The sequence below is a fragment of the Lysinibacillus sp. FSL M8-0216 genome (assembly GCF_038595555.1).
Taxonomy (GTDB): Bacteria; Bacillota; Bacilli; order Bacillales_A; family Planococcaceae; genus Lysinibacillus; species Lysinibacillus fusiformis.
Genome location: NZ_CP152007.1, coordinates 1,269,497 through 1,295,830 on the forward strand (window position 1 = coordinate 1,269,497; position 26,334 = coordinate 1,295,830).

Consider the following 26,334-nt stretch of genomic DNA (forward strand, 5'->3'; position numbering starts at 1 on the left):
GGGGGCGTCACATGGAGAGCCGAATTGATCGTATAAAAAAACAGTTGCATAGTGCTAGTTACAAGCTGACGCCGCAGCGAGAAGCAACAGTTGCTGTCTTGCTTGAGCACGAAGAAGACCACCTAAGTGCTGAGGATGTATATCTTTTAGTAAAAGAAAAAGCACCAGAGATCGGTCTAGCTACTGTTTATAGAACGTTAGAATTATTAACTGAGCTCAAAATTGTCGACAAAATCAACTTTGGCGATGGCGTGTCGCGCTATGACCTACGCCAAGAGGGAGCTGCCCATTTCCACCATCATCTAGTTTGTATTGAATGTGGAGCTGTTGATGAAATTCAAGAAGATTTACTTGAAGATGTGGAAGCCGTTGTTGAAAAGCGTTGGAACTTTATCATAAAGGATCACCGACTAACTTTCCACGGCATATGCTGGCGCTGTCATGATAAAAACGACGAATCGAATGAAGAAAATTAACGAAAAGCTGTCTGTTTTAATCTCTGTTATAGATTAAATCGGGCAGTTTTTTGTTTTTTTATGAAATAATAAATCCTTATTACCGTTGGTTTATGTCGAATAGAGGAGGCTTTAGCACATTTCTAATAGCCATGCTAAAATAGAAAATAATTGACAGTAAGGGGGCGTTGTGATGAATGAATTTCAATATGCAGTAGAGGATTATATCCATTTTATCCAAGTGGAACGGCAGTTATCTGTTAATACATTAGCATCCTATCGCCGAGATTTAGAAAGCTATGTGAATTTTTTGCAAAATGCAGAAGGTATGGCTGATTTTAATCGTGTAGAAAGAACGACCATACTACGACATTTAGAGCAACTACGTGCACAAGGGAAGACAAGCCGTACGATTGCTCGCCATATTTCATCTATTCGTAGTTTCCACCAATTTTTACTCCGAGAAAAGCGTGCTGAATCAGATCCAACAGTACACTTAGAAATGCCGACAATTGAGCAAAAATTACCGAATATTTTATCTATAGAAGAAATTGAAGCCTTATTGACGGCGCCGAATCGAAGTAAGCCACAAGGTATCCGTGATTTAGCGATGCTTGAATTATTATATGGCTCAGGTATGCGAATCAGTGAGCTTATTGCTTTAGATTTAGCTGATATTCATTTAACAATGGGCTTTGTTCGGGTGTTTGGGAAGGGTGGAAAAGAAAGAATCATTCCTCTTGGCAAAAGCGCCTTATCAGCCATAAGCACCTATTTAAACAATGCTCGTGGTCAATTACAGGGAAAATATCCAAAAACTGATGCGTTTTTTATTAATCAAAGAGGGAAACGTTTAACAAGACAAGGTTGTTGGAAATTAATGAAGGAGCATGCTTTAAAAGCTGGCATCCAACATGAGTTAACACCACATACATTGCGTCACTCTTTTGCTACTCATTTAGTCGAAAATGGGGCTGATTTACGTGCCGTACAAGAGATGCTAGGTCATGCAGATATTTCAACAACGCAAATATATACACATATTAGCAAAACAAGATTATCGGAAGTATATAAGCAATTTCATCCCCGTGCTTAAAAATTTCAGAAAATTTTTTTCGGTCGGATGTCTGACCTTTATTTTTCGCATTTTTTTGGTAAAATAGAGTCATGAGATTGGAGGCAATAATAATGAATAAACCGTTTAACAAAATCCATGTAGTTGTGATGGACTCTGTAGGAATTGGTGAAGCGCCAGATGCTGCAAATTTTGGCGATGTAGGATCACATACATTAGGACATATCGCTGAAAAAATGAATGGGCTTACAATGCCAGTAATGGAGTCAATGGGTTTGGCAAATATCGAGCCGCTGCAAGGTATGCAAGCGACAAATGAGCCGAAAGCATACTATGGAAAAATGCAAGAAGCTTCTGTCGGAAAAGATACGATGACAGGACATTGGGAAATTATGGGTTTGAATATTGATAAGCCTTTTAAAGTATATCCGGATGGATTTCCTGCAGAGTTGATTGCTGAGCTAGAAAAACGTACGGGTCGTAAAGTACTTTGCAATCAACCTGCAAGTGGTACGCAGGTTATAGAAGACTTCGGTAAAGAGCATATGGAAACTGGAGCAATTATTGTCTATACATCAGCTGATCCAGTTTTACAAATTGCTGCTCACGAGGAAATCATACCATTAGATGAATTATATAAAATCTGTGAAATTGCACGTGAATTAACATTACAGCCTGAATATTTAGTGGGTCGCGTAATCGCACGTCCATTTATAGGTACTCCAGGGGACTTCTCGCGTACTTCAAATCGACATGACTATGCACTAAAGCCATTCGGTCGTACAACGATGAATGTTTTGAAAGACGCAGGCTTAGATGTAATTGCAATTGGTAAAATCTCTGATATTTTCAACGGTGAAGGTGTTACAGATGCTGTACGTACTAAAAATAATACGGATGGAATGGACAAATTTGCTGAAGTTGTCCGCCGTGATTTCCATGGAATGAGCTTCTTAAACTTAGTAGACTTTGATGCTAATTTTGGACATCGCCGTGATCCACTAGGCTACGGACAAGCTCTACAAGAATTCGATGCACGACTACCAGAAATTACAAGTGCAATGTCAGAGGATGATTTATTAATTATTACAGCAGACCACGGGAATGACCCAACCTTCCATGGCACAGATCATACACGTGAATATGTACCGTTAATTGTCTATTCTCCACGTTTTAATGGTGGAGCTGAATTAGAGCTTCGTGAAACTTTTGCTGATATTGCAGCTACAGTGGCTGAGAACTTCCAAGTAGAGGCCCCAGCATTCGGCAAAAGTTTCTTACAAGAATTGAAATAAGGGGGATTTTAGAATGAATATGGTGCAATTGTTTGAAAAGAAAAAACAAGGATTAGAGCTCTCACAAGCTGACATTCAGTATTTTGTAGATGGCTATACGACAGGTTCGATTCCTGATTATCAAGCAAGCTCACTGTTAATGGCGATTCGACTTTTAGGAATGTCTGATGATGAAACGTTTTATTTAACAAAAGCAATGATTGAATCAGGAGATGTTATTGATTTAACGTCTATTGATGGTTTTAAAATTGATAAACACTCAACAGGTGGCGTTGGAGATAAAGTAACACTTGTGGTCACACCTATTATTGCATCTCTAGGAATTCCAGTAGCCAAGTTTAGTGGTAAAGGTCTAGGTATTACAGGTGGTACAATCGATAAATTAGAGTCAATCCAAGGCTTCAAAACAGAGCTTTCCTCACAGGAATTCATTGACAATGTCAATAGACATAAAATTGCAGTTGCTGGGCAAACAGGCAATCTTGTACCAGCTGACAAAAAGTTGTATGCATTAAGAGACGTGACAGGAACGGTCGATTCGATTCCATTAATTGCTGCATCCATTATGAGTAAAAAAATCGCTAGTGGTGCGGATGGTATTGTGCTAGATGTTAAATGTGGATCAGGAGCGTTTATGAAAACGCAAGAAGAAGCTCAGCGATTAGCTGATACAATGACAGCTATTGGGGAAAAACTTGGGCGCAGAGTTGTTGCTCATATTAGTGATATGGATAATCCACTAGGTAAAATGATTGGCAATAAACTTGAGGTATTGGAAGCCTATGCATTATTAAGCGGTCGTATGGAAGAAACACATGAGGATTTACTAGATGAATGTGTAGTCATTGCTTCTTTAATGTATCAAGTTGCCGCAGGTGTTGATGAAACGGAAGCAACAGCCGCTGTTAAGCGCGTACTGGCAGATGGTTCTGCCGCTGCTAAATTTGAGGAGTTTATTGTTGCTCAAGGTGGGGACGTATCAGATATCGTACAAAATGAAACAGCCCATAAAGTTTCAGTAACGGCAGTGACAGAGGGTACTGTGGAAACAATTAATGCCCTTTTAGTTGGTGAAGCTAGTGTTAGTCTAGGTGCTGGACGTTTAACGAAGGAATCTGCGCTGGATTACGATGCAGGCATTCAGCTGATTGCTAAAAAAGGCGATCGTGTAAAAAATGGGGATATTATTGCTTATTTATATTCCAATAACCAAATCGATCAAGATACGATTCATAAAATACAGCAAGCTTATACAATTGCATAACATTTTATTTGCGAGAGCTCTCACATACGAGGGTTCTCGCTTTTTTTATCGTTCCAACATTAAACCTATGAAATGTTTACATTTTCGTAGAAATTTCATATTGAGATAACAGCAGCTTGTTTAAAACACGTTCACTTATCCCATACTGCACTTAAACCTAAAAAGCTATAAGTATGTCGATTTGACACTATTTCAGAAGACTTTGCACTAGTTCTGTCAGCCGCAAGGAATCAGCGTATTAAATGTGGAATTGCACGAGGAGGAGGCGATGTTCATGCATTTTCAATTAGAAATGGTCACAAGAGAGACAGTCGTTATACGTTTATTTGGGGAGCTCGATCATCATGCAGTAGAGCAAATTCGAGCGAAAATTTCTGCAGCAATTTTCCAAGGCACTGTGACGACCATCATATGGAACTTAGAAGGGCTATCTTTTATGGATAGTTCGGGAGTAGGCTTAGTGCTTGGTCGTATGCGTGAGTTAGAGGCAGTTGCTGGGCGAACTATTTTATTGAATCCATCGCCAACCATGCGGAAAGTTTTTCAATTTTCAGGTTTAGGGCCTTGGATGATGGATGCAACAGAGGAACAAGCGATTGATCGCGTAAGGGGGATTGTAAATGGATAACGAAATGACATTAACTTTTTTAGCACTTAGTGAAAATGAAGCCTTAGCCCGTGTAGCAGTCACTGGCTTTATTGCTCAATTAGACCCAACTATTGATGAGCTATCTGAATTTAAAACAGTCGTCTCAGAAGCAGTTTCCAATGCCATTATTCATGGCTATGAAGAGGATGGCAGAGGTGTTGTTACTGTTCATGCTAAACGTGAAGATGACATTGTAACGGTGTCTGTGATGGATAAAGGGGTAGGCATTGAAGACGTGAGTCAAGCAATGGAGCCGTTATTTACTACAAAAAGTGTAATGGAGCGCTCAGGTATGGGCTTTACGATTATGGACAGTTTTTCTGATCAGCTAACAGTTATGTCCAAGTGGCGTGAAGGCACAACTGTAACATTTACGAAGAAATTTTACACAGTTCGCACAGCGGTAATGTGAGGGTATCATCGTGAAGCCGTTAGAACAGTCGTCCGAAAAGCTTTTGTCTCAGGAGGAAATGCGTGATTTAATAGCACGTGCACAGAAGGGCGATCATGAGGCTCGTAAACGAATGGTAGAAGGCAATACGAGGCTTGTGTGGTCCATTGTTCAACGTTTTACAACGAGAGGTGTTGAGCTCGAGGATTTATTCCAGATAGGCTGCATAGGACTCATGAAATCAGTAGATAAGTTTGATTTATCGTATGATGTTAAATTTTCAACCTATGCAGTACCTATGATTATTGGTGAGATTCAACGCTTTTTAAGGGATGATGGCATGGTGAAGGTGAGTCGCTCTATCCGGGAGCTGAACTTTAAAATCCGACATGCTACAGACGAATTTATTAAAAAGAATGAACATCCGCCAACGATACAGGAGCTGGCACAAGTACTTGGTGTGACAACCGAGGAAATCGTGACAGCATCGGATGCATTAAGAGATCCAGCATCTCTACATGAGCAATTGTATGAAAGTGAAGGAGATTCCATCACATTGATGGATCAAATGAAGGATGAAAAATCTGAGCAGCCATTTGATTATATCCCCCTTAAAGAAGTGCTTACAAGGCTTGAACCGAGAGAACAGTCTATCATTTATTTACGCTATTTTTCAGATTGTACGCAAACTGAAATTGCAAATAGGTTAGGCATATCACAGGTGCAAGTATCCCGTTTGGAGAAAAAAATTCTTGCTCAATTAAAAAGTTGGATGGCTACAAGCGCAACTGTAGAGCAAGAAGCAATAAAAAAAGACATCTAAGAAAATGGTGACAGCATGACAAATAAATTATTTAGCAACTTAGAAGCAGCCGAAGATTTTCTTAAGGAGCAATTTGGTGACGGCGAATCATTTGACGTTGGAATTAAGCATTTATTTGTCAAAGATTTGCCGGTTCTTTGTGCCTATATTAGTGGACTTGTGGATGGAGAAGCCCTAACACAATTACTTTCAAGTATGCTCCCAGATGAGGACTATGAAATTGATGTGGAGGATGAGAAGGAGTATTTCGAGTCCTATTTTAACTTTCACGGACGTTCAGAGGAAACTGAGCGTAAAGCTTATTTATTAGCCATTTTAAGCGGGCAAGTGACCTTTATTACTAAAAGTGGCTATTGCTACGTTGCCGAGCTCAGAAACTATCCAGGACGTTCCCCTGAGGAGCCCGACAATGAAAAGGTTATACGTGGCTCAAGGGATGGTTTTACAGAAGGAATATCTCAAAATACAGCTTTAATTCGTAGGCGGATTCGCAATAGTAATTTACGTTTCGAGCTACATAAAATATCCAAAATCGGCCAAACCGACGTCGCCATAGCGTATATGAAGGATGTTGCCAATGAAGATATGCTCGAAAAATTACGACAGCGCCTTGACCAAATTAACCATGATGGTTTGACAATGGCTGATAAATCATTAGAAGAATGGCTGTTTAAGCAAAAATTCCATCCAGTTCCGTTTGTCCGTTACACGGAAAGGCCAGATATTGCTGCGGCGCATTTACTGGAAGGGCATATCGCCATAATGGTAGATACTTCACCGTCTGTTATTCTTGTGCCAATTACGATTTTCCATTTACTACAGCATGCGGAGGAATATAGACAGGCGCCACTAGTTGGTACATTTGTACGTTTTATGCGGTATTTCGGCGCCATTATGGGTTTACTTTTATTACCTTTGTGGTATGTATTTGCAACAAATGAATCATTGCTTCCTGATGCTCTTTCTTTTTTAGGGACGCAGGAGAAATCGCATGTACCCTTATTATTGCAAATACTTATTGCAGATATTGGTATTGAATTTTTGAGGATGGCCGCCATTCATACTCCAACACCACTGTCTACAGCGATGGGCTTGGTTGCGGGGGTAATTATTGGTCAAATTGCGATCGATGTGGGACTGTTCTCAGCAGAGGTTGTCCTCTATACGGCTGTTGCAGCTATTCTCATCTTTATTATTCCGTCCTATGAGCTAAGTATCTCCATAAAAATATTTAGGTTATTCTTATTGCTTATGGTAGGTATTTGGGGAGTTAATGGTTTATTCATTGGCATATTCTTAGTGTTTACGTATTTATGTTCATTACGACCAATGCAGGCACCCTATTTTTGGCCGCTTGTTCCATTCTTCCCAATGGCGATGCTACGTGTCCTAATTCGTTTCCCAATGACGGCAGATGCATTAAGACCTTATGTAGTCGCTTCCAAACAGCGAAAAAGATCATAGGAGCCGTTGCACTCGTTTTTTTCATGTGATAAAGTTCACATATAGTATTTTGTGATTTTTGCAAAAATTATTTTCATTCAGCAAAAGGGAGGTTTTATACATACGCCTCTTGAAGCTGGATGAAATTAATTTTTGATGGGATAGCTCTATTTCCAATGGTAGATCCTATCATATTTCTGTAAAAGTGACAGAATGGAACGAAGTGAAAAGGGAGAGATGCACATGCATTTATATGGAACACAAGCGATTTCTGAGAATGGTCATTTAACAATTGGACAGGTAGACACACTAGAGCTTGCCAAAGAGTACGGTACACCACTTTTTGTGTATGATACTGCACTTATTCGTAAGCGTGCTCGCAGCTTTATCGATACGTTTAAAAAACTAGGCGTAAAAGCAGAAGTAGCTTATGCTTCAAAGGCATTTGCATGTGTAGCTGTGTATCAATTAGCAGCAGAAGAAAACTTATCTTTGGATGTTGTATCAGGTGGAGAATTATTTACAGCCATAAAAGCAGGTTTTCCAGCTGAGCGCATTCATTTCCATGGCAATAATAAAAGCATTTCAGAATTAGAGCTAGCTTTTGACTCCAAAATCGGTTGTATTGTTGTAGATAATTTCTATGAGATTCAGCTTTTAAAAGAAATATCTGAACGTCGTCAACAAAAAATGCGTATATTATTACGTGTTACACCAGGGGTTGAAGCACATACGCATGATTTCATTACGACAGGTCAAGCTGATTCTAAATTTGGTTTTGACTTAAACAATGGTCAAGCGGATGAGGCATTCCAACAAACATTTAACCATGAATTCCTAGAGCTATTGGGCTTACATTGTCACATTGGCTCACAAATTTTTGACACTGCTGGCTTTGGGTTAGCAGGAGAAAAATTGATTGACAAAATTTCTGATTGGAACAAGGCTCACGGATTTACATGTACTGTGTTAAACTTAGGTGGGGGCTTTGGTATTCGTTATACTGAAGAAGATGCACCGCTTGAACCACAAGTATATGTAGAGGACATGATTACAGTAGTGAAAAACAAAGCAACTGTACTTGGACTGAAAATGCCAGAAATTTGGATTGAACCAGGTCGATCACTTGTCGGTGATGCAGGAACTTCTCTTTATACAATCGGATCACAAAAAACAGTACCAGATGTGCGAAAATATATTGCTGTAGATGGTGGGATGAGTGATAATATCCGCCCAGCATTATACGACGCTAAGTATGAGGCAATCATTGCAAGTAAAGCGAATGAGCCAAAAAATGAAATTTATACGGTTGCTGGTAAATTATGTGAATCTGGCGATAAATTAATTATTGATGCTAAACTACAAGATGCAGCTTCAGGTGATATTTTAGCCATTTTCTGTACAGGCGCATATGGTTATTCTATGGCAAGTAACTATAACCGTGTTCCTAGACCTGCTGTTGTATTTGTAGAGAATGGACAGCATCAATTAGCTATTCGCCGCGAAAGTTATGAAGATATTGTGCAAAACGATCTCCCGCTAACTTTAAAAAAGGGTGAGTAAAATTGAGAAAGAATAAATGGGTATTACTAGCATCCATTTCAACTTTTATTGTGTTGTGGGGTATTGTCTATTGGGTGTTGGCGTCTAAAGGAATTCTCGGACCTGGTTCGTAAGACAGAAATTGGCTTGCGGTAAAAGTACAAATCGTGTAGGATAGTCAAAGATTATGTACAGCTAGAAAAAGAGGGAATAGACAAATATGTTAATTCGATATAAAAAAGCTTTAGAGAAAATAGCAATGGGGCTACTTTCGTTTATGCCGAACGAAAAAGACGTAAAAAAGCTTACCGAGACCATCCACTCCTATGAAAATGATGATAATTGGGTTTTATACTTATGGAAAAAAAATGATGAATATGTTGGCATTGTTGGGCTTGTAACAGATGAGAATAATACTGCTACGATCCAACATGTATCTGTTGTGCCTTCCTATAGAGGCGAGGGTGTTGCGAAGGAAATGCTTCAGGAAATAGGAGAGCTAGGCCAATATGAAAATGTACGTGCGACAGATGAAACACGTCAACTAGTTCAAAAATGTATCAATTGCATCGATAAAAAAGCAGACGAGTAACATCGTCTGCACATAATGTAAACAAAGACCATCGAGAGTAAACTGATCTGACCCAAAAAAGTTAGACATATTTAGTTAAGCAACTGCTAAGACCTGAGTTCGGTACTCCACCGGGCTTAGGTCTTTTAATTTTTCTTTCATTCGTTTGTGATTGTAGTAGTGAATATAGTCATTGAGCTCCTGTTCAAAATGTGCCATAGATTCAAATTCTTGTAGATACAGGAGTTCAGATTTTAATAAGCCAAAGAAATTTTCGATGACTGCGTTGTCCAAACAATTACCCTTACGGGACATACTCTGCGTAATACCATGTTGCTTTAATGTTTGTTGATACTTTTTCATTTGATAATGCCAACCTTGATCTGAATGAAGAATAACTTGATCACTTGATTCAAGGCGCTCCAATGCTTGTTCTAACATATTATGGACTAGTTTATACACTGGACGCTTCATAACCGAGTATGCAATGATTTCGCCATTACATAGATCAAGGACGGGTGATAAATAGCGTTTCTCACCAAATAGATGGAACTCTGTCACGTCTGTTACCCATTTCTCGTTCATTTTTTCCGCTGTAAAATCGCGTTGTAATATGTTTGGGGCAATTTTTCCGACGTTACCTTTATACGAACGATATTTCTTCATGCGGACTTCACACTTTATGCCAATGGCATTCATCAAGCAGTTAATCGTTTTCGGATCATGATGAATACCAAATTTTTTTAGTTCTTTGGTGATCCGACGATAACCATAACGTCCCTTATGTTCATGATAAATGGACTGAATTGCGACTTTCACATCAGCGTATTTATCATGACGATTCAAACGCTTTTCCCAGTAATAATACGTACTACGTGGAATATCAGCGACTTTGATTAATTCCACTACTTCATAGATTTCCTTTAGTTCATAAATTACTTGCGCTTTGATTTGATTGGTAATTTTTCTTGCATTTGAACTAAAGTATTCAACTTTTTTAAGTACGCATTCTCCATTTCTAATTGTTTGATTCGTGCTTCTAACGCCTCAACAGATCCTTCAGCTGGTGTTGATTTCGTTGTTCTTTTTGTCTCTTTTTTCATAGATAGATGCCCCTTTTTCTTAGAAACAAGAGCATCATAACCACCAACTTCAAACTTCAACTTCCAATTCCGAATCATGCCAGGAGATGAAATATTGAATAGTGCAGCTGTGTCTCTCGAAGATGTACCTGTCTCGTTCATATAATTAAGTACATTCATTTTATAGTCAGCTGAATAGTTTGTATAGGACTTTAAGAAAGTCTCTACGCCATTTTTTTGATAACGGCGAACCCATTCACTGACAATCTGAGCTGTAACACCGATATCATTCGCAATTTCGATCAAAGTTTCATTTCCATTTAAATATCGTTGAACTGCTTGAATACGTTGTTCAACACTTACTTTTGTCATAAAAAAACCCCCGTAAAAGTTAGATTAATGTCTAACTTTTACGGGGCAGTTCAAACTCTTATCGATGGTTTTTGTCGTTCTATAAGTGGTCAACTACTAATTGACCACGTTCATTCATTCACTACTCGGCTATTATTGGTTAGCATCGCCAAAGTTTAGTTGAATGGAATAAAAGCCGGCAACACCTGCGGGAAAAGCGATGAAATCGAGATTCTGGTCAGAGTGAAGCTAGGGAAGCGATGAAATCAACTCATTTCCACAAGCCGAAAGCGTCTGTCTAAAGTGGAAATTAACGTCTACTTTTTCTTTGTTTGCTTTCTTGTCGCTCTGCAAGTATATGTGAGCGATCCCTTAGCATATGCTTATGAAGAAGATAGTTTGAGTTACTAGGTGGCATAATTTCTATACGCGCTAGTGCTAATTCCAGCAACTTGGGTGAAAGGGGGAGCTGGAATGCATGGAAGGACTTGCCTGCTTGGATCGCGGCGAGACAATTTTTTAGTTCGGTCAGGAGTTGATAATAACTAATTTCATGGAAAAAGATATGACCTTCATTTTGTTGAAAATTATGAAGTGCTTTTTCTAAAATTCGTATAGCGCCAGTATCATTACCACGCCGCCAATGGTATAAGCCTGTTGCGAGCTGTACATAGCCAACCAATGGGTGCATTTTATCACCAGGCGCGATTTCCTTCCAATATTCCTCAAGCACTTCATGGCATTCGAAAAAATCCTGATTGCCATTAAAATAAGCACAGTATTCGATAAATAAAGTATGATGCTGTGGATGCATTTTGAACTCCTTTCCACTATACTATAAGAACATAGAATCTCAGGGTGGTAAAATAATGTCTTATGAAGTAAAATTAGATGCCTTTTCAGGGCCTCTTGATCTATTATTGCATTTAATTCACAGGTTGGAAATTGATATCTATGATATCCCAATGGCTGAAATCACACAACAATATATCGACCATATACATGCCATGCAAGTATTGGAATTAAATGAAGCAAGTGAATATTTAGTAATGGCCGCAACACTGCTGGCGATTAAAAGCCGTATGCTATTACCTATTCATGAGGGTGAAATGGAGGATGCCGAATTGGAAGTAGATGGCCCAGACCCGCGTGAGGAGCTGGTGCAGCGATTAATCGAGTATAAGAAATACAAGGAAGCTGCTAGCAATCTGCAAGAGCTTGAAACAGATCGAGCACAAGTATTTACAAGGCCGCCAGCCGATTTAACAGGTTTAGCTTCAGATGAACAAATGGCTTTGTTTGATTTGAATGTAAATATTTATGATATGCTTGGAGCATTTCAAAAATTGATGCGTCGAAAAAAATTAAAGAAGCCTCTAAAAACGACAGTAACGAGGCAAGAACGGTCCGTGAAGGATCAAATGCGTTCGGTTGTAGATACTTTACGATCAACAGGTGGACGTGCATCATTTTTCGAGCTTTTTCCCTATGAAGATAAGCCGACACTTATTTTGACGTTTGTATCCCTTCTTGAATTGATGAAACGTCAAGTCGTCATCGTAGAGCAAGATGGTAACTTTGAAGAATTAATGGTTACCCTACAGAAGGAGGAATGGGAAGATGACGAAAACATCGATGTTACAGAGTAAAATTGAAGCCTTATTGTTCGTTGTCGGAGATGATGGCTTAACGATTAAACAACTTTCTCAGCTGTTAGGTGAACAGGATGAGATTATTATACAGGCAATGGATGCCTTGCGAAAAGTCTATGATGAAGATTTAGCTAGAGGAATAACTGTGAAAGAAATGGCAGGCGTTTTTCAGCTTATTACAAAATCCGATTTAGCAGATACTATTCAAAGATTAGTAGAAAACCCTACTGCACAATCATTATCCCAAGCCTCTCTTGAGGTATTAGCAATTGTAGCTTACAAACAGCCAATTACTAGGGTAGCTATAGAAGATTTACGAGGTGTTAAATGCGAAAGACCTATTCAGACTTTAGTGTCTAGAGGGTTGATTAAAGAGGTAGGACGTTCAGAGGGAACTGGACGTGCTATCCTATATGGAACAACTAAAGAATTTTTACATTATTTTGGTTTAAACAGCGTAGAGGAAATGCCACCTCTGCCTGAGGAAGAGCTTGCAGAAAATGAACAAGAAACCGATTTATTTATGACTAAATTCCAAGAAGCGTTTAATGGTGCAAAGTAATGTATAGGAATAAAGCATAACGACCAACATAAATATAAATCTATACTTTCCTATCATATTGAATAAGGAGTGGCTCGTTGCTTCGGTTATTTCGATTAATAATGTTGATGATCATTGTGTTAATGGTAATACTTCCGCAAACAAGCTTTGCGAGAGGTGGAAGTGGCTACGCGGTTTTAGATGGAGATACAGGTCGCGTATTAATAGGTTCAAATAGTAATGAACGGCTACCAATTGCTAGCTTAACGAAGATTTGGACGGCCCTAGTGGCCATCGAAAATAGTGATTTGCAAGAGGAAGTTGTCATTTCACCTAAGGCTGCCATGGCTGAAGGGAGCTCCATTTATTTGCAGGCAGGCGAAACGGTGACCGTAGAAACGTTATTATATGGTTTAATGCTGCGTTCAGGCAATGATGCTGCGACTGCTTTGGCAGAGCATGTAGGTGGTTCTGTAGAAGGCTTTGTCAAATTAATGAATGAAAGAGCTGTTATTGCGGGTCTTACCAATACGGTTTTTATGAACCCCTCTGGCTTACATCATGAAGACCACTTATCTTCTGCAAGGGATACAGCCGAGATGCTAAGAGTTGCCTTGCAAAACAAAACATTTGAAAAAATTGCTTCAACGGTTCTTTATCGAGCGAATACGGTGAACGGCATGCTATGGGAAAATAAGCATCGACTATTAAGAGAAGGCTCAGGAATGGCTGCGGAAATTGATGATGAGACGGAGCAGCCTGTGAGTTCTTTAAAATCTGCTACTGGCGTTGCTTATGCAGGTAAAACAGGTTTTACAAAGGTAGCTGGTCGTACGCTTGCAACAGCCTTTCAAAAGGACGGGCAAACCTGCATAGTTGTCACGTTAAATGTATCGGATGATTGGAATGTTCATCGAAGCTTTTCCAATCAAGTGTGGACAGATTATGATCTTGAAACAGTGGTGAAGAAGGGCAAATACAACGTGAATAAAAAGTTGGCTATTCGATTAGAAGAGCCAGTTCGCCTGCAGTTAAATAAAGAGGAAAAAGCGCAAGTGCGGCAAGTTTTACATGTTTCTAGAAAGCGTCAGGAAGCTGTCCTATCCATCTTTCTAGGCGAAGAACGTATTTATGCAATACCAGTAAAAGTTGAATCAGCGGATCGTTGAAAAACGATTGGCTGATTTTTTTGTTCTACAAAAATTTCCACTACATCGGAGTGCAAACAGGAAATATAAACATTTTTTTAAAACGATTTGCTTTTTGGTAAAAAGAGTATACTACTAGCATGGTGCAAGGAAAATTCTATTCTAATATTGATCAATATGGTGTTCAATGCGCTAATGAAAAAGTATTACGAATACTCCAACAATGAATGTGAAATTTGTTTTTCTTTAATATTACGCTAAAGTATGACATAATTTTCACAGATTAGCGGGAAAATTAACCCTATTCAATTGAACGAGAAATCGATTTTCGACGAAATTGTTAATGTGAAAGAAAACTAGAGGTGAAGAAATGGAAAGATTACAGAAAGTCATTGCCTATGCGGGGATTGCTTCAAGGCGAAAAGCAGAGCAATTGATACTAGAAGGTAAAGTTAAAGTGAACGGTAAAGTTATCCGTGAATTAGGAACAAAGGTGTCTAACTCAGATACAATTGAAGTGGAAGGCGTAAAGCTTGAAAAAGAAGATAAAGTTTATTTCTTACTGTATAAACCACGCGGAACAATTTCGGCCGTGACGGATGATAAAGGACGCAAAACTGTCACAGATTTATTTCATCACATTCCGCAACGTATTTTCCCAGTTGGTCGTCTTGATTATGATACATCTGGATTATTGCTATTAACAAATGATGGAGAATTTTCCTATATGTTGACGCATCCGAAATTTAAAATTGACAAAACGTATATCGCTCGTGTCAAAGGTATTCCAACAATTGAAGGTCTGAAAAAGCTTCAACGTGGTATTAAATTAGAGGATGGCAAAACTGCACCTGCCAAAGTAAGTATGACGTCCTTTGACGAAAAAGCTGGCAAGGCAATTTGCGAAATTACAATTCATGAAGGCCGTAATCGCCAAGTTCGACGTATGTTTGAAGCAATTGGTACACCTGTTGTCAAATTAAAACGTGAACGATTTGCCTTTTTAGATTTATTTGGCCTTGCACCAGGTGAGTTCCGTGAATTGTCGAAGCACGAAGTCAAGCAATTACGCGTGTTAGCAGAGACAGGGAAACTGGATTAAATAATTTGCCAGAAGAAAGTGATAGTACCTTAAAAGGTAATAAAAACTATTTTCACTTTCTTTTTGGTGAAATCGTTCATAAATCATTCATAATTAATAGCTAAGTGTTTTTGTATCATTTTGCTATAATAGGTGAGAATAGTACACCTAGTTACATTTTAGCCAGAAGAACTTCGTACATTGTTAACGTACAATTTTCATAGATGTTTGTACATACGTAAAGACGTTTATAAAATGAAAAAGTTCTATGCTAAAGTCTTTATAATGTAAAAGCTTCATGTCTACAATGTTTACGCAAAGTCGTAAATGATAGGGGGTTTATTAACTTGGAGAAAAAGAAAAAGCGTCTCGTACTACGGACTGTCATTTTAGCAGTATTAGCATTGGCAATCGGGTACACGGTATATGGAACAGCAACAAAGGAAAAAGTAGAGTTAGTAGCAGTTGGCTCAGAAGCACCTGACTTCACGTTAGTAGATTTAAACGGTGAAAAACATAAATTGTCGGATTATAAAGGACAAGGGGTATTTTTAAATTTCTGGGGAACTTGGTGTAAGCCGTGTGAAAAGGAAATGCCTGCGATGGACAGACAGTATCAAATATTTAAAGATCAAGGTGTACAAACTTTAGCGGTCAATATCGCTCAAACAGATTTTGAAGTTCAGAATTTTGTTGATCGATATAAATTGTCTTTCCCAGTTGTCATTGATAAAACAAAAAGTGTTATGACTGCTTATAACGTAGGTCAATTACCTGCTACAGTGTTAATTGATCCAGAAGGAAAAGTGGCAAAAATTATTACTGGTGAAATGACAGATGCAAATATTGCTTCGTACATGGAATTAGTGAAGCCGAAATAAGGAGTAAATGACGATGGAAAAAATCATTTGTGCTTGTGGTCATAGTAACCCTTACGGCACGAAGCTCTGTGAGAAATGTGGTCGTCCTTTAACGGAAGAAGAGAAGCAAAATAAAGTTGTCGATATGCGCTATGATGGTACTGCCATTCGTTCTAAGACTTATAATAAATCGATTGTCGACAAAATTTGGAATTTCTTCTCGAGTGTTAAAGTGGGTATATCTTTAATTATTATCACATTAATTGCTGCTTCAATCGGAACATTACTACCACAAGAGTTTTACGTAAAAGCCTCTGATATGGAGAAGGGAGCTTATTACGCTGACGTATATGGTACGTTCGGTAAAATTTATTACACGCTAGGACTCTCAGATTTATATAGTTCATGGTGGTTCCAAATTTTAGTTGGCATGTTAGCTGTGTCAATTATTGTAGCCAGTCTGGACCGAGGAATCCCGCTCTATAAATCTCTAAAGAATCAACGTGTTAAAAGACATGAAAGCTTTATGAAGCGTCAACGCATTTTTGGTGAGGGTCAAATAACGGCTGACGCTGAGGAAACGCTTGATAAAGTGGCTCAAAAGATGACTGAAATGAGATACTCTGTCCGTCGAGATGGTAGCGCTCTCTTAGCTGAAAAAGGTCGCTTTTCTCGTTACGGTCCGTACATAAACCATGTTGGGCTCATTATCTTCATAAGTGGGGTTATGTTACGTCTTGTACCAGGCTTCTATGTGGATGAGTCGATATGGGTCCGCGAGGGAGAAACACGTGCTATTACTGGCATGGACGGTTATTTCATTGAAAACAGAGATTTTATTTTAGAAACTCATGATAATGAACCCCAAGGAGAGCAAGTAAAGCAAAATGTTAATGTGGTTGCAAAAAACTTCCAAACTGACATTACGCTTTACAAACAGCCTAAAGATGCAATCCCGGGTGATACGGAAAATCTGGAAAAAGTTAAAGATTATTCGATTCGTGTCAATCACCCATTAAAAGAAGATGGCTATGCTCTTTATCAAATGGATTATCGTCTGAATGAATTAAAGCAAATGAATTTTGAATTAATTAATAAGGCGAGTGAAAAATCACTTGGTAAAGTGGAAATTGATTTAACAAATCCTAAAAAAGAATATGATTTAGGTAATGGGTCTTCCGTGCAAATTCTAGTTTATACACCAGATTTTGATGGCTTTGAAAATGGAGAACCCCAAACAAAAACATCGATTCCAAATAATCCAGCATTTTTATTTAAAATGACTACGCCAGAAACACCAGAAGGCGAAGTAAGCTTTGTGGAAATTATGCAGCCACCACTAGAACCGCTGGGGGAAAATCAATATAGAATGAAATTTGCTGCAGCAGAGATGCGTGATATGTCTGGTATTACGGTTCGTAAAGATAGTACAATTCCTATCTTATTTGTTGGTGGCGTTATCTTTATGATTGGTGTTGTAATTGGATCTTACTGGAATCACCGTCGTTTATGGCTTCAAGTAGAGCCGGATGGCCGTGTTTTAATGGCTGCCCATGTTAATAAAAATATGTTCAGCATGAAAAAGGATTTAGATGCTGTTACAGCATTTGCTGCATTGCCTTCATACAAAGATCAGTTAGAGAAAGAAGAGGCTGACGAAGAGTCCACTGATGGTGGCATTAAAGAAAAGGAAGGTGACAACACCTTATGAGTTTGATTGACATAAGTGGAAACCTGTTATTTGTAGCTTTTATTGCTTATTTAGTTGCGACGTTATTATTTGGTGGTTCCATTAAACAAGCGAATGCTACAGGTAAAAACACTGGTAAATGGGGTAAGCTTGCCATTGTGGTAACAATTATTGGATTTGTATCACAGCTTGCCTACTTTATTACACGATGGATTTATACTGGACATGCGCCAGTAAGTAATATGTTTGAATTTACAACTGCCTTTGGTATGTTCATTGTTGGTGCGTTTATTTTAATTTACTTTATTTATCGTTTATCTGCACTTGGATTGGTAGCATTACCAGTAGCACTTTTAATTATCGCTTATGCTTCAATGTTCCCGAAAGAAGTAAGTCCATTAGTGCCCTCATTACAAAGCCATTGGTTAACAATTCACGTGATTACAGCGGCATTAGGGCAATCTATTTTAGCGATCAGTGCTGTGGCTGGACTTATTTACTTATTAAAGGTTGTAGATTTAACGAAGCCTTCTAAACAACGATTTTGGTTAGAAGCCGTTATGTACTGTCTTGTAGTAGTTGTTGGGTTTGTCGCTGTGACATCTACATTCAGTGCAATGGATTATGAATCTAGCTACAATTATGTGGATAAAGAAGGAACTACGCGTAAAATCATTTACAATTTACCACCAGTTTTCGGTATGAATGAGTATGAGGCGGTTGAAGAGCATGGCATGTCACCAATAGTAGAAATGCCAGCATTAATTAATGCGAAGAAATTAACAACTGTCTTTTGGTCATTATTAGTAGGGTCAGTATTGTATTTATTAATTCGCTTAATTGCACGTCGTCGAATAAGTGCTATTTTCCAACCACTTGTGAAGCGTGTTAATTTACAATTACTTGATGAAATTGGTTATCGTTCAGTGCTAATTGGTTTCCCTGTATTCTCCCTAGGTGCTTTAATCTTTGCGATGATTTGGGCGCAAATTGCTTGGAGTCGCTTCTGGGGATGGGATCCTAAGGAAGTATGGGCTCTTATTACATGGTTATTCTATGCGGCATTCCTACATTTACGTTTATCAAAAGGCTGGGAAGGTCAAAAATCTGCTTGGTTAGCATTAATTGGTTTTGGTATTATATTATTTAACCTAATTGCTGTTAACTTAATTCTTGCAGGTTTACACTCCTACGCATAACCTGTGAAACAACAAGCCTTTTCGCTCTAGCGAAGAGGCTTTCTTTTCTTTTCAATATGTGTCACACCATGTACAATAGAAGTTAGAGAAAGATTGGAAGAGAGGGATCGTGAAAGTGTCAGAAAATATTTCAGTATTAGTAGTAGATGACGAGGATCGAATTCGCCGCTTATTAAAAATGTATCTGGAGCGAGAAGGATACCTTGTTGACGAGGCAGAAAATGGTGAACAAGCGATCGAAAAATCTTTAGAAAAAGAATATCACTGTATTTTACTTGATATTATGATGCCTGAAAAAGATGGGCTAGAAGTGTGTGCAGAAATTCGTGAACGCGCTGCAACTCCTATTATTTTATTAACTGCTAAAGGCGAGGAAGCTAATCGTGTTCAAGGCTTCGAGCTAGGAGCAGATGATTATATTGTAAAACCATTTAGTCCTCGTGAGGTAGTGTTACGTGTGAAGGCCATTTTACGTCGTTCACAGGCATTCTCACCAACGACAAATGCATCCTCTTCAAAAGATTTAGTGGTGTTCCAGCATTTGATGATCGATCATGATGCACACCGTGTAACGGCAGAGGGCATTGAGGTGAATTTAACACCAAAAGAGTATGAATTACTTTACTTCTTAGCGAAATCGCCAGACAAAGTATTTGACCGTGAACAACTACTAAAAGAGGTTTGGCATTACGATTTCTTTGGTGATTTACGTACAGTTGACACACACGTAAAACGTTTACGTGAAAAGCTCAACCGTGTTTCTGAAAACGCTGCTAAAATGATCGTGACGGTTTGGGGCGTTGGTTACAAATTTGAGGTTGTCAATGAATAGAATATGGAATAGTGTTGTCGGGAAGCTATGGGTAACCATATTGCTTCTCGTTTCATTTGTATTATTTGTTTTCACGGTATTAATGCTTGAATTTCTTCAAAACTACCATATGCAGCAAGCGGAAATATCTTTACGTCAAACCGCTGCCACTGTGGCAAGTATAGTGGATGACAATGAAACAGCTGAATCGACTTCGGAATTATTAAAAGATATTTTACCTAAAGGCACCAACGCACTAATCGCAATCAGCCATGTAGAAGTATCCTTTGCCATGCAAGAGGGACTCAATAAAAAGGAAATTCAAGATACTATTTTGGCAAATAAATCTTTCCGTGAGGTTTTTCAATCAGATGAACCAATTACTAAAGAAATGATGATGCCCTCCTCTACAGATCAAGAGAAAATGGAATCTTACGTTGTACTTGGTTTCCCATTAAATGTAGAGAATGCTGTACATGGAGCAGTTTTCATCTATCAAAGCCCCGATGCCCTACATAAAACGTCCAAGGAAACGACGAAAATTGTCTTTTTGGCAGCTTTCATAGCATTTGTTTTGACTACATTTTTTGCGTTCTTCTTGTCTTCACGTATTACTTCTCCACTTAGAAAAATGCGTGAGCTGGCATTTGAAATTGCAAAAGGGAATTTTGAAGCGAAAATGCCTACGACTCAAAATGATGAAATTGGACAGCTTGCAGTTGCTTTCAATCAAATGGGTCGTCAATTAAAGCATAATTTAGAGGTCATCAATCAAGAGAATGAACAGCTATCCAATATTTTGACATCTATGACAGATGCAGTGATTACATTTAATCGCGACCGTACAATATTATTAAGTAATCCACCAGCGGAACGCCTGATGCAAAAATGGTTTGTAAACAAAGGCTCACAAAGTGCGAAGCCAATACCGCCAGAGCTGTATCATATGCTGGATCATGTACTCATGTTTGAGGATAAGCTAGAAGAGGAAATTGAAATGGATGGTAATTACTATACGTTTACAATTAGTCCTCTTTATAGTGGAGAAAACATTCGTGGTGCAGTCGCTGTTATTCGTGATATGACTGAACAACACCGCTTAGAAAAACTTCGATCCGATTTTATTGCGAACGTCTCTCATGAATTGCGGACGCCAATCGCCATGCTTCAAGGCTATTCTGAAGCATTGATGGATGATGATTTTATTCAAGATCAGGAAGAACGTAATGAAATAACAAAAATTATTTATGATGAATCCAAACGAATGGGTCGCCTTGTCACGGATTTATTAGATTTAGCACGCATGGAATCAGGGCATATGACACTCTATAAAGATGAATTGCCAATTAATTCTACATTCGAACGTATTACCCAAAAATTTGCACAGGTTGCAAAAGAAAAGCATATTCGTCTACTATTTGATAGTGAATTTAATGACGATGCGATGATTAATATAGATGAGGATCGCATCGAGCAAGTACTCACAAATTTAGTCGACAATGCACTAAGACATACGGAAGAGGGATCTGTCACAGTAAAAGTGGAGCAGGAGCCAACATTCGCTAAAATTTCTGTTCAAGATACAGGACATGGTATTCCTCAAGATGATTTACCTTATGTCTTTGAACGCTTTTATAAAGCAGATAAGGCACGTACTCGATCTAAGGGTGGTACGGGACTTGGCTTAGCCATTGCACGAAATATTATAAAGGCACACTCAGGAAATATTATGGTAGATAGTGTGCTTAAGGAAGGTACTACCTTCACATTTTATTTACCGTTCGATTAATAACATGGTTTGTTATTAATTGACTGTAACTTCTGTGAATGTAAGACGACAAATAATATAGAACGGGGGTGGAGTGCATTGAATGACTCCGTGTTCCATCGACTATACGATGCCTATCATCAAGACGTGTTCCAGTTTCTAATCTATCTAGTAAAAAACCGTACACTTGCTGAAGATTTAGCGCATGAAGTTTATGTAAGAGTATTGCGCTCATACGATCAATTTGCAGGCAATAGTAGTGAGAAAACATGGCTTTTTGCAATAGCCAAAAATGTTGCGATTGATCATTTTAGAAAGCAAGCAGTGCGTCAGAAGCATTCGCTTGATTTCTTTGACTGGGAAACGGAACAGCTCCATTCAAACACACCATCACCGGAGGAAATGCTACAGGCCAGTGATGAATTTATGCAAGTAGAGTCAGCATTAGAAAACTGTACTGGCGATCAAAAAATGGTCATTATTATGCGCTATTTCCAGGATTTATCGATTGCAGAAACGGCGCAAATACTTGATTGGACAGAAGCGAAGGTAAAAACAACCCAGCATCGAGCCATTAAATTTTTAAGGCAACACCTACAGCCGATCAGAGAACAGGAGGCGAAACGGCAATGACACATAAGGCATTTGATGATGAGCAGCTTGAACATGTACTGAACAATGCCCCTAAGCTTTCTGACCACCGTTCGAAAGAAGATATATTAAATCGGTTAATGGCAGATGCTCGCTTGCAAGATAATATCCACCTTCAAGAAGCTATGCAAGAACCTATAGAAGATGAACCATCTCAACAGGAAGGTGCTATCATTCAAAAGCCTGCGACGAAATCAAAAGTACGTAATATGCAGATTTATATGAGTGTAGCCGCAGTCTTTGTGCTAACAATACTAGTTGGCACAATATTGAAGAACAATCAAGGTGAGCAAAAAGATCAAGCGAGTATGCCTGAAACGGCTCAGTTTTCGACGATGCAAGAGGATTCAGCAGCAAAGGAAGCGGCCACGCAGGATGAAATGCTGGATTCCAAAAGTATTGTTGCGGAACATGAGCGCATTTTATCTTTACGTACATCTGTCTATGAGGAGGATGTAAAAGATGCTGTCGTATTCCGTATTGGTTTGGCAGGGCGTGATGCGGAAAGTGTTCCTATGACGTATGTGATTCCAAATGAACGTGTGGCTACGGATTTTGGAGAAGAGAAGCCTTCTACCTTACGGATATATGAAAAGTATGCTCCTCAAATTGACGAGGAGGCCAAAGGGTTTACAGAGTATCATCCTTATAAAGGTGAGCTGAAGGAAAAGGATGATAAGCTTATCCATGTCTTGCCAAAGGGGAATGACTATGATGTTGCCTCTGCTGCAGTAAATGAATATAAAGGCACAATGGAAGACACATTCTCGGACTCTGAATACACCGAAGTGGAAATCCAAAATGAAGATGGAACCCCGTATGAGTTTTCTCAAGAAGGTGAGCCAAGTCAAGGAATGTCCTTAACGAATGCAAAGCACTATAATTATTACTTGTACCATGATTCCAATGGTGCAGAATATTTATCACCAGATTTCCGTCAATCTTTTGAGACAGTCACAGAGGCACTTACACTGATGAAAAATAAAAATGATGATGTCTATACATCCGTAGTGCCTGAAAATGTAACATACACAGTCACTGAACAAGCGGAAGGTGTCGTTGTTACTTTTGATATTCCGCTTGATTTAACATCTATGGAACCAATACGAGCTACTCAATTAATTGAGGCCATGATGTTAACTGCTGCTAGCTTTAATCAACAGCTCCTTTTAGATAATGTTGTGCAAGAAAGCTGGGAAGGCTTTGATTTGAAGGGTTATTTACCAAAGCCAGTGGGACCAAATAAACAATTTTTACCATAGTCGAAGGAAGAAAAAAACAAGAGAGGCATTCCTGTATGGCGGGAGTGCCTTTTCTATTTATAAAACATAGCAATTTAATCGGATTTTTTGAGCAGAACTATTTACTTTTACTTCGTAATTCATTATAGTAAAGCTGTAGTATAAAATAATATGATTCATCTTCGGGGCAGGGTGAAAATCCCGACCGGCGGTAATAGAGTCATAAATCGCTAGTGAATATATTCATTAGCTCGCTTGATTTATGTTAAACTCTTCAGCCCGCGACCTGTGCGAATTTTCGCATGGCTGACTTGGTGAAATTCCAAGGCCGACAGTTAAAGTCTGGATGGGAGAAGATGAAGGTACGATCGTCATTCATTGTCATGAAATGAACTATGACCGAGCGCTTTTTTGTATGTTTTATTAAACTGTGCTCAAAAATTAGTTGATGAGGACGCTTATTCGTTATGCCTTTCTCCCTTATGCTTTATTAAACGCATAAGGGTTTTTTCATGAAACAATTGAAAGATCGTCACCTTTCTTCTTGCGAGATTGAATCAGCAAAGAGGAGAGAGTTTTCTATGAAGAAAAATGTCAAACTTCAATCGTTTATTACGATTGGGATGCTGAGCAGTATTTCATTTTTATTAATGCTTTTTAATTTCCCAATTCCGCCATTCCCAGCATTTTTGGAAGTGGATTTCAGTGATATGCCTGCCTTGCTTGCAGCAATCACAATGGGACCTGTAGCTGGTATTTTAGTAGAATTGTTTAAAAATGTGTTGGATTGGATTTTCTCAGGCACTCCAACAGGCGTTCCGGTAGGGCATATGGCCAATTTTGTAACAGGTATTTTATTCATCTTGCCAGTAAGCTTTATTTTTAATCGATTTAAAACAATCGCTGGTCTTGTTGGAGGTTTAGCAATAGGAACAGTTGTGATGGCAGTAGGAATGAGTGTTTTAAACTATGCTGTATTTTTACCAATGTACACTTACTTCTTAGGAATGGAGCCTGTTGTAGGTGACTCACTTTATAAAATGATTATCGCTGGTATTTTACCATTTAATATTGTCAAAGGGATTTTATTAACGGGTATTATGGCGTTATTATTTACGACAATGCGTAAATGGATTGACCGCCAGCGTTCTATGTATATAACAAAATAAAATGTACTAAGCCTCGAGGGATGAACTCGAGGCTTTTTTATGGCGAAATGTAGAAAAAATAGAAAAAGGTAATGGGTTGTCCAAGTATAACTAGTTCTTTTTTAGTAATACCTAGTCGAAAGCTATAATTTCATGTAAAATTAGAGAAGAGTTTAGAAAGTTAGAGGAGTTTGAAGAGATGAGTGGAAAAAAAGGACAGTGGTCTAGTAAGTTAGGATTTATTTTAGCATCAGCAGGTGCTGCAATAGGACTAGGAGCGATTTGGAAGCTTCCGTATGTAACCGGACAAAGTGGCGGAGGGGCGTTTTTCTTAATCTTTGTATTGTTTACATTGTTAATTGGGCTCCCGATGCTATTATCTGAATATATTTTAGGACGAGGTACACAGTCAGAGGCAATTACTGCCTATAAAAAAATTGCTCCTACGAAAAAGGGATGGGCATGGATTGGCCGCATGGGTGTTCTCGGATGTTTTTTATTACTAACATTTTATAGCGTTGTCGGTGGCTGGATTTTTATTTATAGTGGGCTAGGCGTAGCGGGTGCTGTCATTGATCCGGCTATTGATCCTGGAGAACTATTTGGAAAGATAATTGGTACACCTTGGATTACAATTGTAGGTTTGGCTTTGTTTACATTAGCAAACGTACTTGTTATTTCGTTAGGTGTCCAAAATGGTATTGAAAAGGCGAATAAATGGATGATGCCATTGCTCTTTATTATGTTCATTGTCCTAGTGATACGTGCTGTCACATTAGATGGCGCCATGGACGGGGTAAAATTCTTTTTATGGCCTGATTTTTCAAATATTACCGGAAAAGCCTTATTAGAAGCTTTAGGGCAATCCTTCTTTGGGTTAGCTGTTGGATTTTCTTGCCTTGTTACATATAGTTCCTACCTCAAAAAAGATGTGAGTTTACCGAATTCAGCAGGCTCCGTCGTTATGCTAACGGTACTTGTTTCATTTTTAGCTGGACTAGCTATCTTCCCGGTCGTTTTTGCTTTTGATTTAGAGCCGGCAGCTGGGCCAGGCTTGTTATTTATGGTGTTACCGACAGCATTTAGCCAAATGCCATTTGGGGAAGTATTTTTAGCGATGTTTTTATTATTATTCTTATTTGCCACATTAACGTCCTCGTTTAGTTTATACGAAATTATTGTTGCGGCATTTATGGAAAATAGTCAGAAGTCTCGTCTCGTATGGACTTCTTGCCTAGGTATAGTCGTCTTTCTTGCGGCCATCCCAGCATCCCTTTCCTCTAGCCTGCTAGCGGATGTATCGGTTTTTGGGAAGAATATTTTTGATGCAACTGACTTTTTAGTATCAAACTTAATGCTGCCATTGGGTAACTTGTCCATTGCGATTTTTATTGCATATGTAGTGGATAAGGAATTTGTGAAAAGAGAACTGCTAATGGGAAGCCAGATGGGGCAGGGGTATTATGCGATTTACAGGATGTTAATGTTAATCATAGTACCTGCTGTCATACTCGTAGTATTCGTTAATATGCTATTTCAATTTTAAAAATATATATAAGGTGTATCCATTTAGTAAATGGGTACGCCTTTTTTATGTATCGAA

General features: G+C 38.7%; 25 protein-coding genes and 1 riboswitch. Of the genes, 23 read left to right on the forward strand and 2 right to left on the reverse strand.

Annotated features, from left to right (window positions below; genetic code table 11):
* Positions 1-11: 11 nt before the first annotated feature.
* The 10 genes from MKX57_RS05945 (at position 12) to MKX57_RS05990 (ending at position 9,529) form a co-directional block, all read left to right on the forward strand.
* A complete protein-coding gene (locus MKX57_RS05945) occupies positions 12-476 on the forward strand; it encodes a Fur family transcriptional regulator (RefSeq protein WP_008174639.1) in 465 nt (154 codons plus the stop codon).
* A gap of 172 nt (positions 477-648) precedes the next feature.
* Entirely contained in the window at positions 649-1,551 is a 903-nt protein-coding gene (gene xerD, locus MKX57_RS05950; RefSeq protein ID WP_008174638.1) for a site-specific tyrosine recombinase XerD, read from the forward strand.
* A 92-nt stretch (positions 1,552-1,643) separates the two neighbouring features.
* Positions 1,644-2,825 carry a phosphopentomutase gene (gene deoB, locus MKX57_RS05955; RefSeq protein ID WP_008174636.1) on the forward strand — a complete coding sequence of 394 codons (1,182 nt, stop codon included), beginning with the start codon at positions 1,644-1,646 and terminating at the stop codon, positions 2,823-2,825.
* Positions 2,826-2,838: 13 nt separating this feature from the next.
* On the forward strand, positions 2,839-4,089 hold the full coding sequence (locus MKX57_RS05960; protein WP_008174633.1) for a thymidine phosphorylase: 1,251 nt from the start codon (positions 2,839-2,841) through the stop codon (positions 4,087-4,089).
* Positions 4,090-4,363: 274 nt separating this feature from the next.
* A complete protein-coding gene (spoIIAA, locus tag MKX57_RS05965) occupies positions 4,364-4,717 on the forward strand; it encodes an anti-sigma F factor antagonist (RefSeq protein WP_025114066.1) in 354 nt (117 codons plus the stop codon).
* The gene (spoIIAB, locus tag MKX57_RS05970; protein ID WP_008174630.1) at positions 4,710-5,150 is read left to right on the forward strand and encodes an anti-sigma F factor; all 441 of its coding nucleotides are present in this window, start codon (positions 4,710-4,712) and stop codon (positions 5,148-5,150) included. The genes spoIIAA and spoIIAB overlap by 8 nt, the downstream gene beginning before the upstream one ends.
* A gap of 10 nt (positions 5,151-5,160) precedes the next feature.
* Positions 5,161-5,952, forward strand: a complete 792-nt coding sequence (gene sigF, locus MKX57_RS05975) for an RNA polymerase sporulation sigma factor SigF (RefSeq protein WP_008174628.1) — start codon at positions 5,161-5,163, stop codon at positions 5,950-5,952.
* Between the two features lie 15 nt (positions 5,953-5,967).
* Positions 5,968-7,416 (forward strand): spore germination protein, encoded by a 1,449-nt coding sequence (locus tag MKX57_RS05980; protein WP_036124270.1) that lies wholly within the window; start codon positions 5,968-5,970, stop codon positions 7,414-7,416.
* Between the two features lie 222 nt (positions 7,417-7,638).
* Positions 7,639-8,958 (forward strand): diaminopimelate decarboxylase, encoded by a 1,320-nt coding sequence (gene lysA, locus MKX57_RS05985; RefSeq protein ID WP_089985414.1) that lies wholly within the window; start codon positions 7,639-7,641, stop codon positions 8,956-8,958.
* A 199-nt stretch (positions 8,959-9,157) separates the two neighbouring features.
* Complete coding sequence (locus tag MKX57_RS05990; protein ID WP_008174622.1) at positions 9,158-9,529, forward strand: GNAT family N-acetyltransferase; 372 nt, start codon at positions 9,158-9,160, stop codon at positions 9,527-9,529.
* Between the two features lie 75 nt (positions 9,530-9,604).
* Here MKX57_RS05990 and MKX57_RS05995 read toward each other — a convergent pair.
* Both MKX57_RS05995 and MKX57_RS06000 read right to left on the reverse strand, forming a co-directional pair.
* Positions 9,605-10,962, reverse strand: a protein-coding gene (locus tag MKX57_RS05995) for an IS3 family transposase (protein WP_085961709.1) whose coding sequence is annotated in 2 segments (ribosomal slippage) — positions 9,605-10,509 and positions 10,509-10,962 — 1,359 coding nt in all. Because the reading frame shifts where the segments join, the coding sequence is not laid out codon by codon here.
* Between the two features lie 289 nt (positions 10,963-11,251).
* Entirely contained in the window at positions 11,252-11,755 is a 504-nt protein-coding gene (locus MKX57_RS06000) for a DUF309 domain-containing protein (protein WP_008174621.1), read from the reverse strand.
* Between the two features lie 55 nt (positions 11,756-11,810).
* Between MKX57_RS06000 and MKX57_RS06005 the strand changes: the two genes are divergently transcribed.
* The 13 genes from MKX57_RS06005 (at position 11,811) to MKX57_RS06065 (ending at position 26,277) form a co-directional block, all read left to right on the forward strand.
* Positions 11,811-12,590, forward strand: coding sequence for a segregation/condensation protein A (locus MKX57_RS06005; RefSeq protein ID WP_008174619.1), 780 nt, complete (start codon positions 11,811-11,813; stop codon positions 12,588-12,590).
* A complete protein-coding gene (gene scpB / locus MKX57_RS06010) occupies positions 12,562-13,155 on the forward strand; it encodes an SMC-Scp complex subunit ScpB (RefSeq protein ID WP_043989780.1) in 594 nt (197 codons plus the stop codon). The genes MKX57_RS06005 and scpB overlap by 29 nt, the downstream gene beginning before the upstream one ends.
* 77 nt (positions 13,156-13,232) lie before the next feature.
* The gene (locus MKX57_RS06015; RefSeq protein WP_052301724.1) at positions 13,233-14,303 is read left to right on the forward strand and encodes a serine hydrolase; all 1,071 of its coding nucleotides are present in this window, start codon (positions 13,233-13,235) and stop codon (positions 14,301-14,303) included.
* Positions 14,304-14,652: 349 nt separating this feature from the next.
* Positions 14,653-15,384, forward strand: coding sequence for a pseudouridine synthase (locus MKX57_RS06020; RefSeq protein WP_008174614.1), 732 nt, complete (start codon positions 14,653-14,655; stop codon positions 15,382-15,384).
* Positions 15,385-15,710: 326 nt separating this feature from the next.
* The gene (gene resA / locus MKX57_RS06025) at positions 15,711-16,244 is read left to right on the forward strand and encodes a thiol-disulfide oxidoreductase ResA (RefSeq protein ID WP_008174612.1); all 534 of its coding nucleotides are present in this window, start codon (positions 15,711-15,713) and stop codon (positions 16,242-16,244) included.
* Between the two features lie 13 nt (positions 16,245-16,257).
* Positions 16,258-17,934, forward strand: coding sequence for a cytochrome c biogenesis protein ResB (locus MKX57_RS06030; RefSeq protein WP_043989778.1), 1,677 nt, complete (start codon positions 16,258-16,260; stop codon positions 17,932-17,934).
* A complete protein-coding gene (gene ccsB, locus MKX57_RS06035; protein ID WP_008174608.1) occupies positions 17,931-19,112 on the forward strand; it encodes a c-type cytochrome biogenesis protein CcsB in 1,182 nt (393 codons plus the stop codon). The genes MKX57_RS06030 and ccsB overlap by 4 nt, the downstream gene beginning before the upstream one ends.
* Before the next feature lie 115 nt (positions 19,113-19,227).
* Entirely contained in the window at positions 19,228-19,944 is a 717-nt protein-coding gene (locus tag MKX57_RS06040) for a response regulator transcription factor (protein ID WP_004232215.1), read from the forward strand.
* Positions 19,937-21,712 carry an ATP-binding protein gene (locus MKX57_RS06045; RefSeq protein WP_342532339.1) on the forward strand — a complete coding sequence of 592 codons (1,776 nt, stop codon included), beginning with the start codon at positions 19,937-19,939 and terminating at the stop codon, positions 21,710-21,712. The genes MKX57_RS06040 and MKX57_RS06045 overlap by 8 nt, the downstream gene beginning before the upstream one ends.
* A gap of 57 nt (positions 21,713-21,769) precedes the next feature.
* Positions 21,770-22,324: an RNA polymerase sigma factor SigX gene (gene sigX, locus MKX57_RS06050; protein WP_107921730.1), complete on the forward strand. Its 555-nt coding sequence runs from the start codon at positions 21,770-21,772 to the stop codon at positions 22,322-22,324.
* A complete protein-coding gene (locus MKX57_RS06055) occupies positions 22,321-23,604 on the forward strand; it encodes an RNA polymerase subunit sigma (protein WP_089985416.1) in 1,284 nt (427 codons plus the stop codon). Before sigX ends, MKX57_RS06055 begins: the two co-directional genes overlap by 4 nt.
* Positions 23,605-23,757: 153 nt before the next feature.
* A riboswitch (FMN riboswitch) is annotated at positions 23,758-23,945 on the forward strand.
* 219 nt (positions 23,946-24,164) lie between these two features.
* A complete protein-coding gene (locus MKX57_RS06060; protein ID WP_008174600.1) occupies positions 24,165-24,752 on the forward strand; it encodes an ECF transporter S component in 588 nt (195 codons plus the stop codon).
* A gap of 178 nt (positions 24,753-24,930) precedes the next feature.
* A complete protein-coding gene (locus MKX57_RS06065) occupies positions 24,931-26,277 on the forward strand; it encodes a sodium-dependent transporter (RefSeq protein ID WP_089985417.1) in 1,347 nt (448 codons plus the stop codon).
* Positions 26,278-26,334 lie beyond the last annotated feature (57 nt).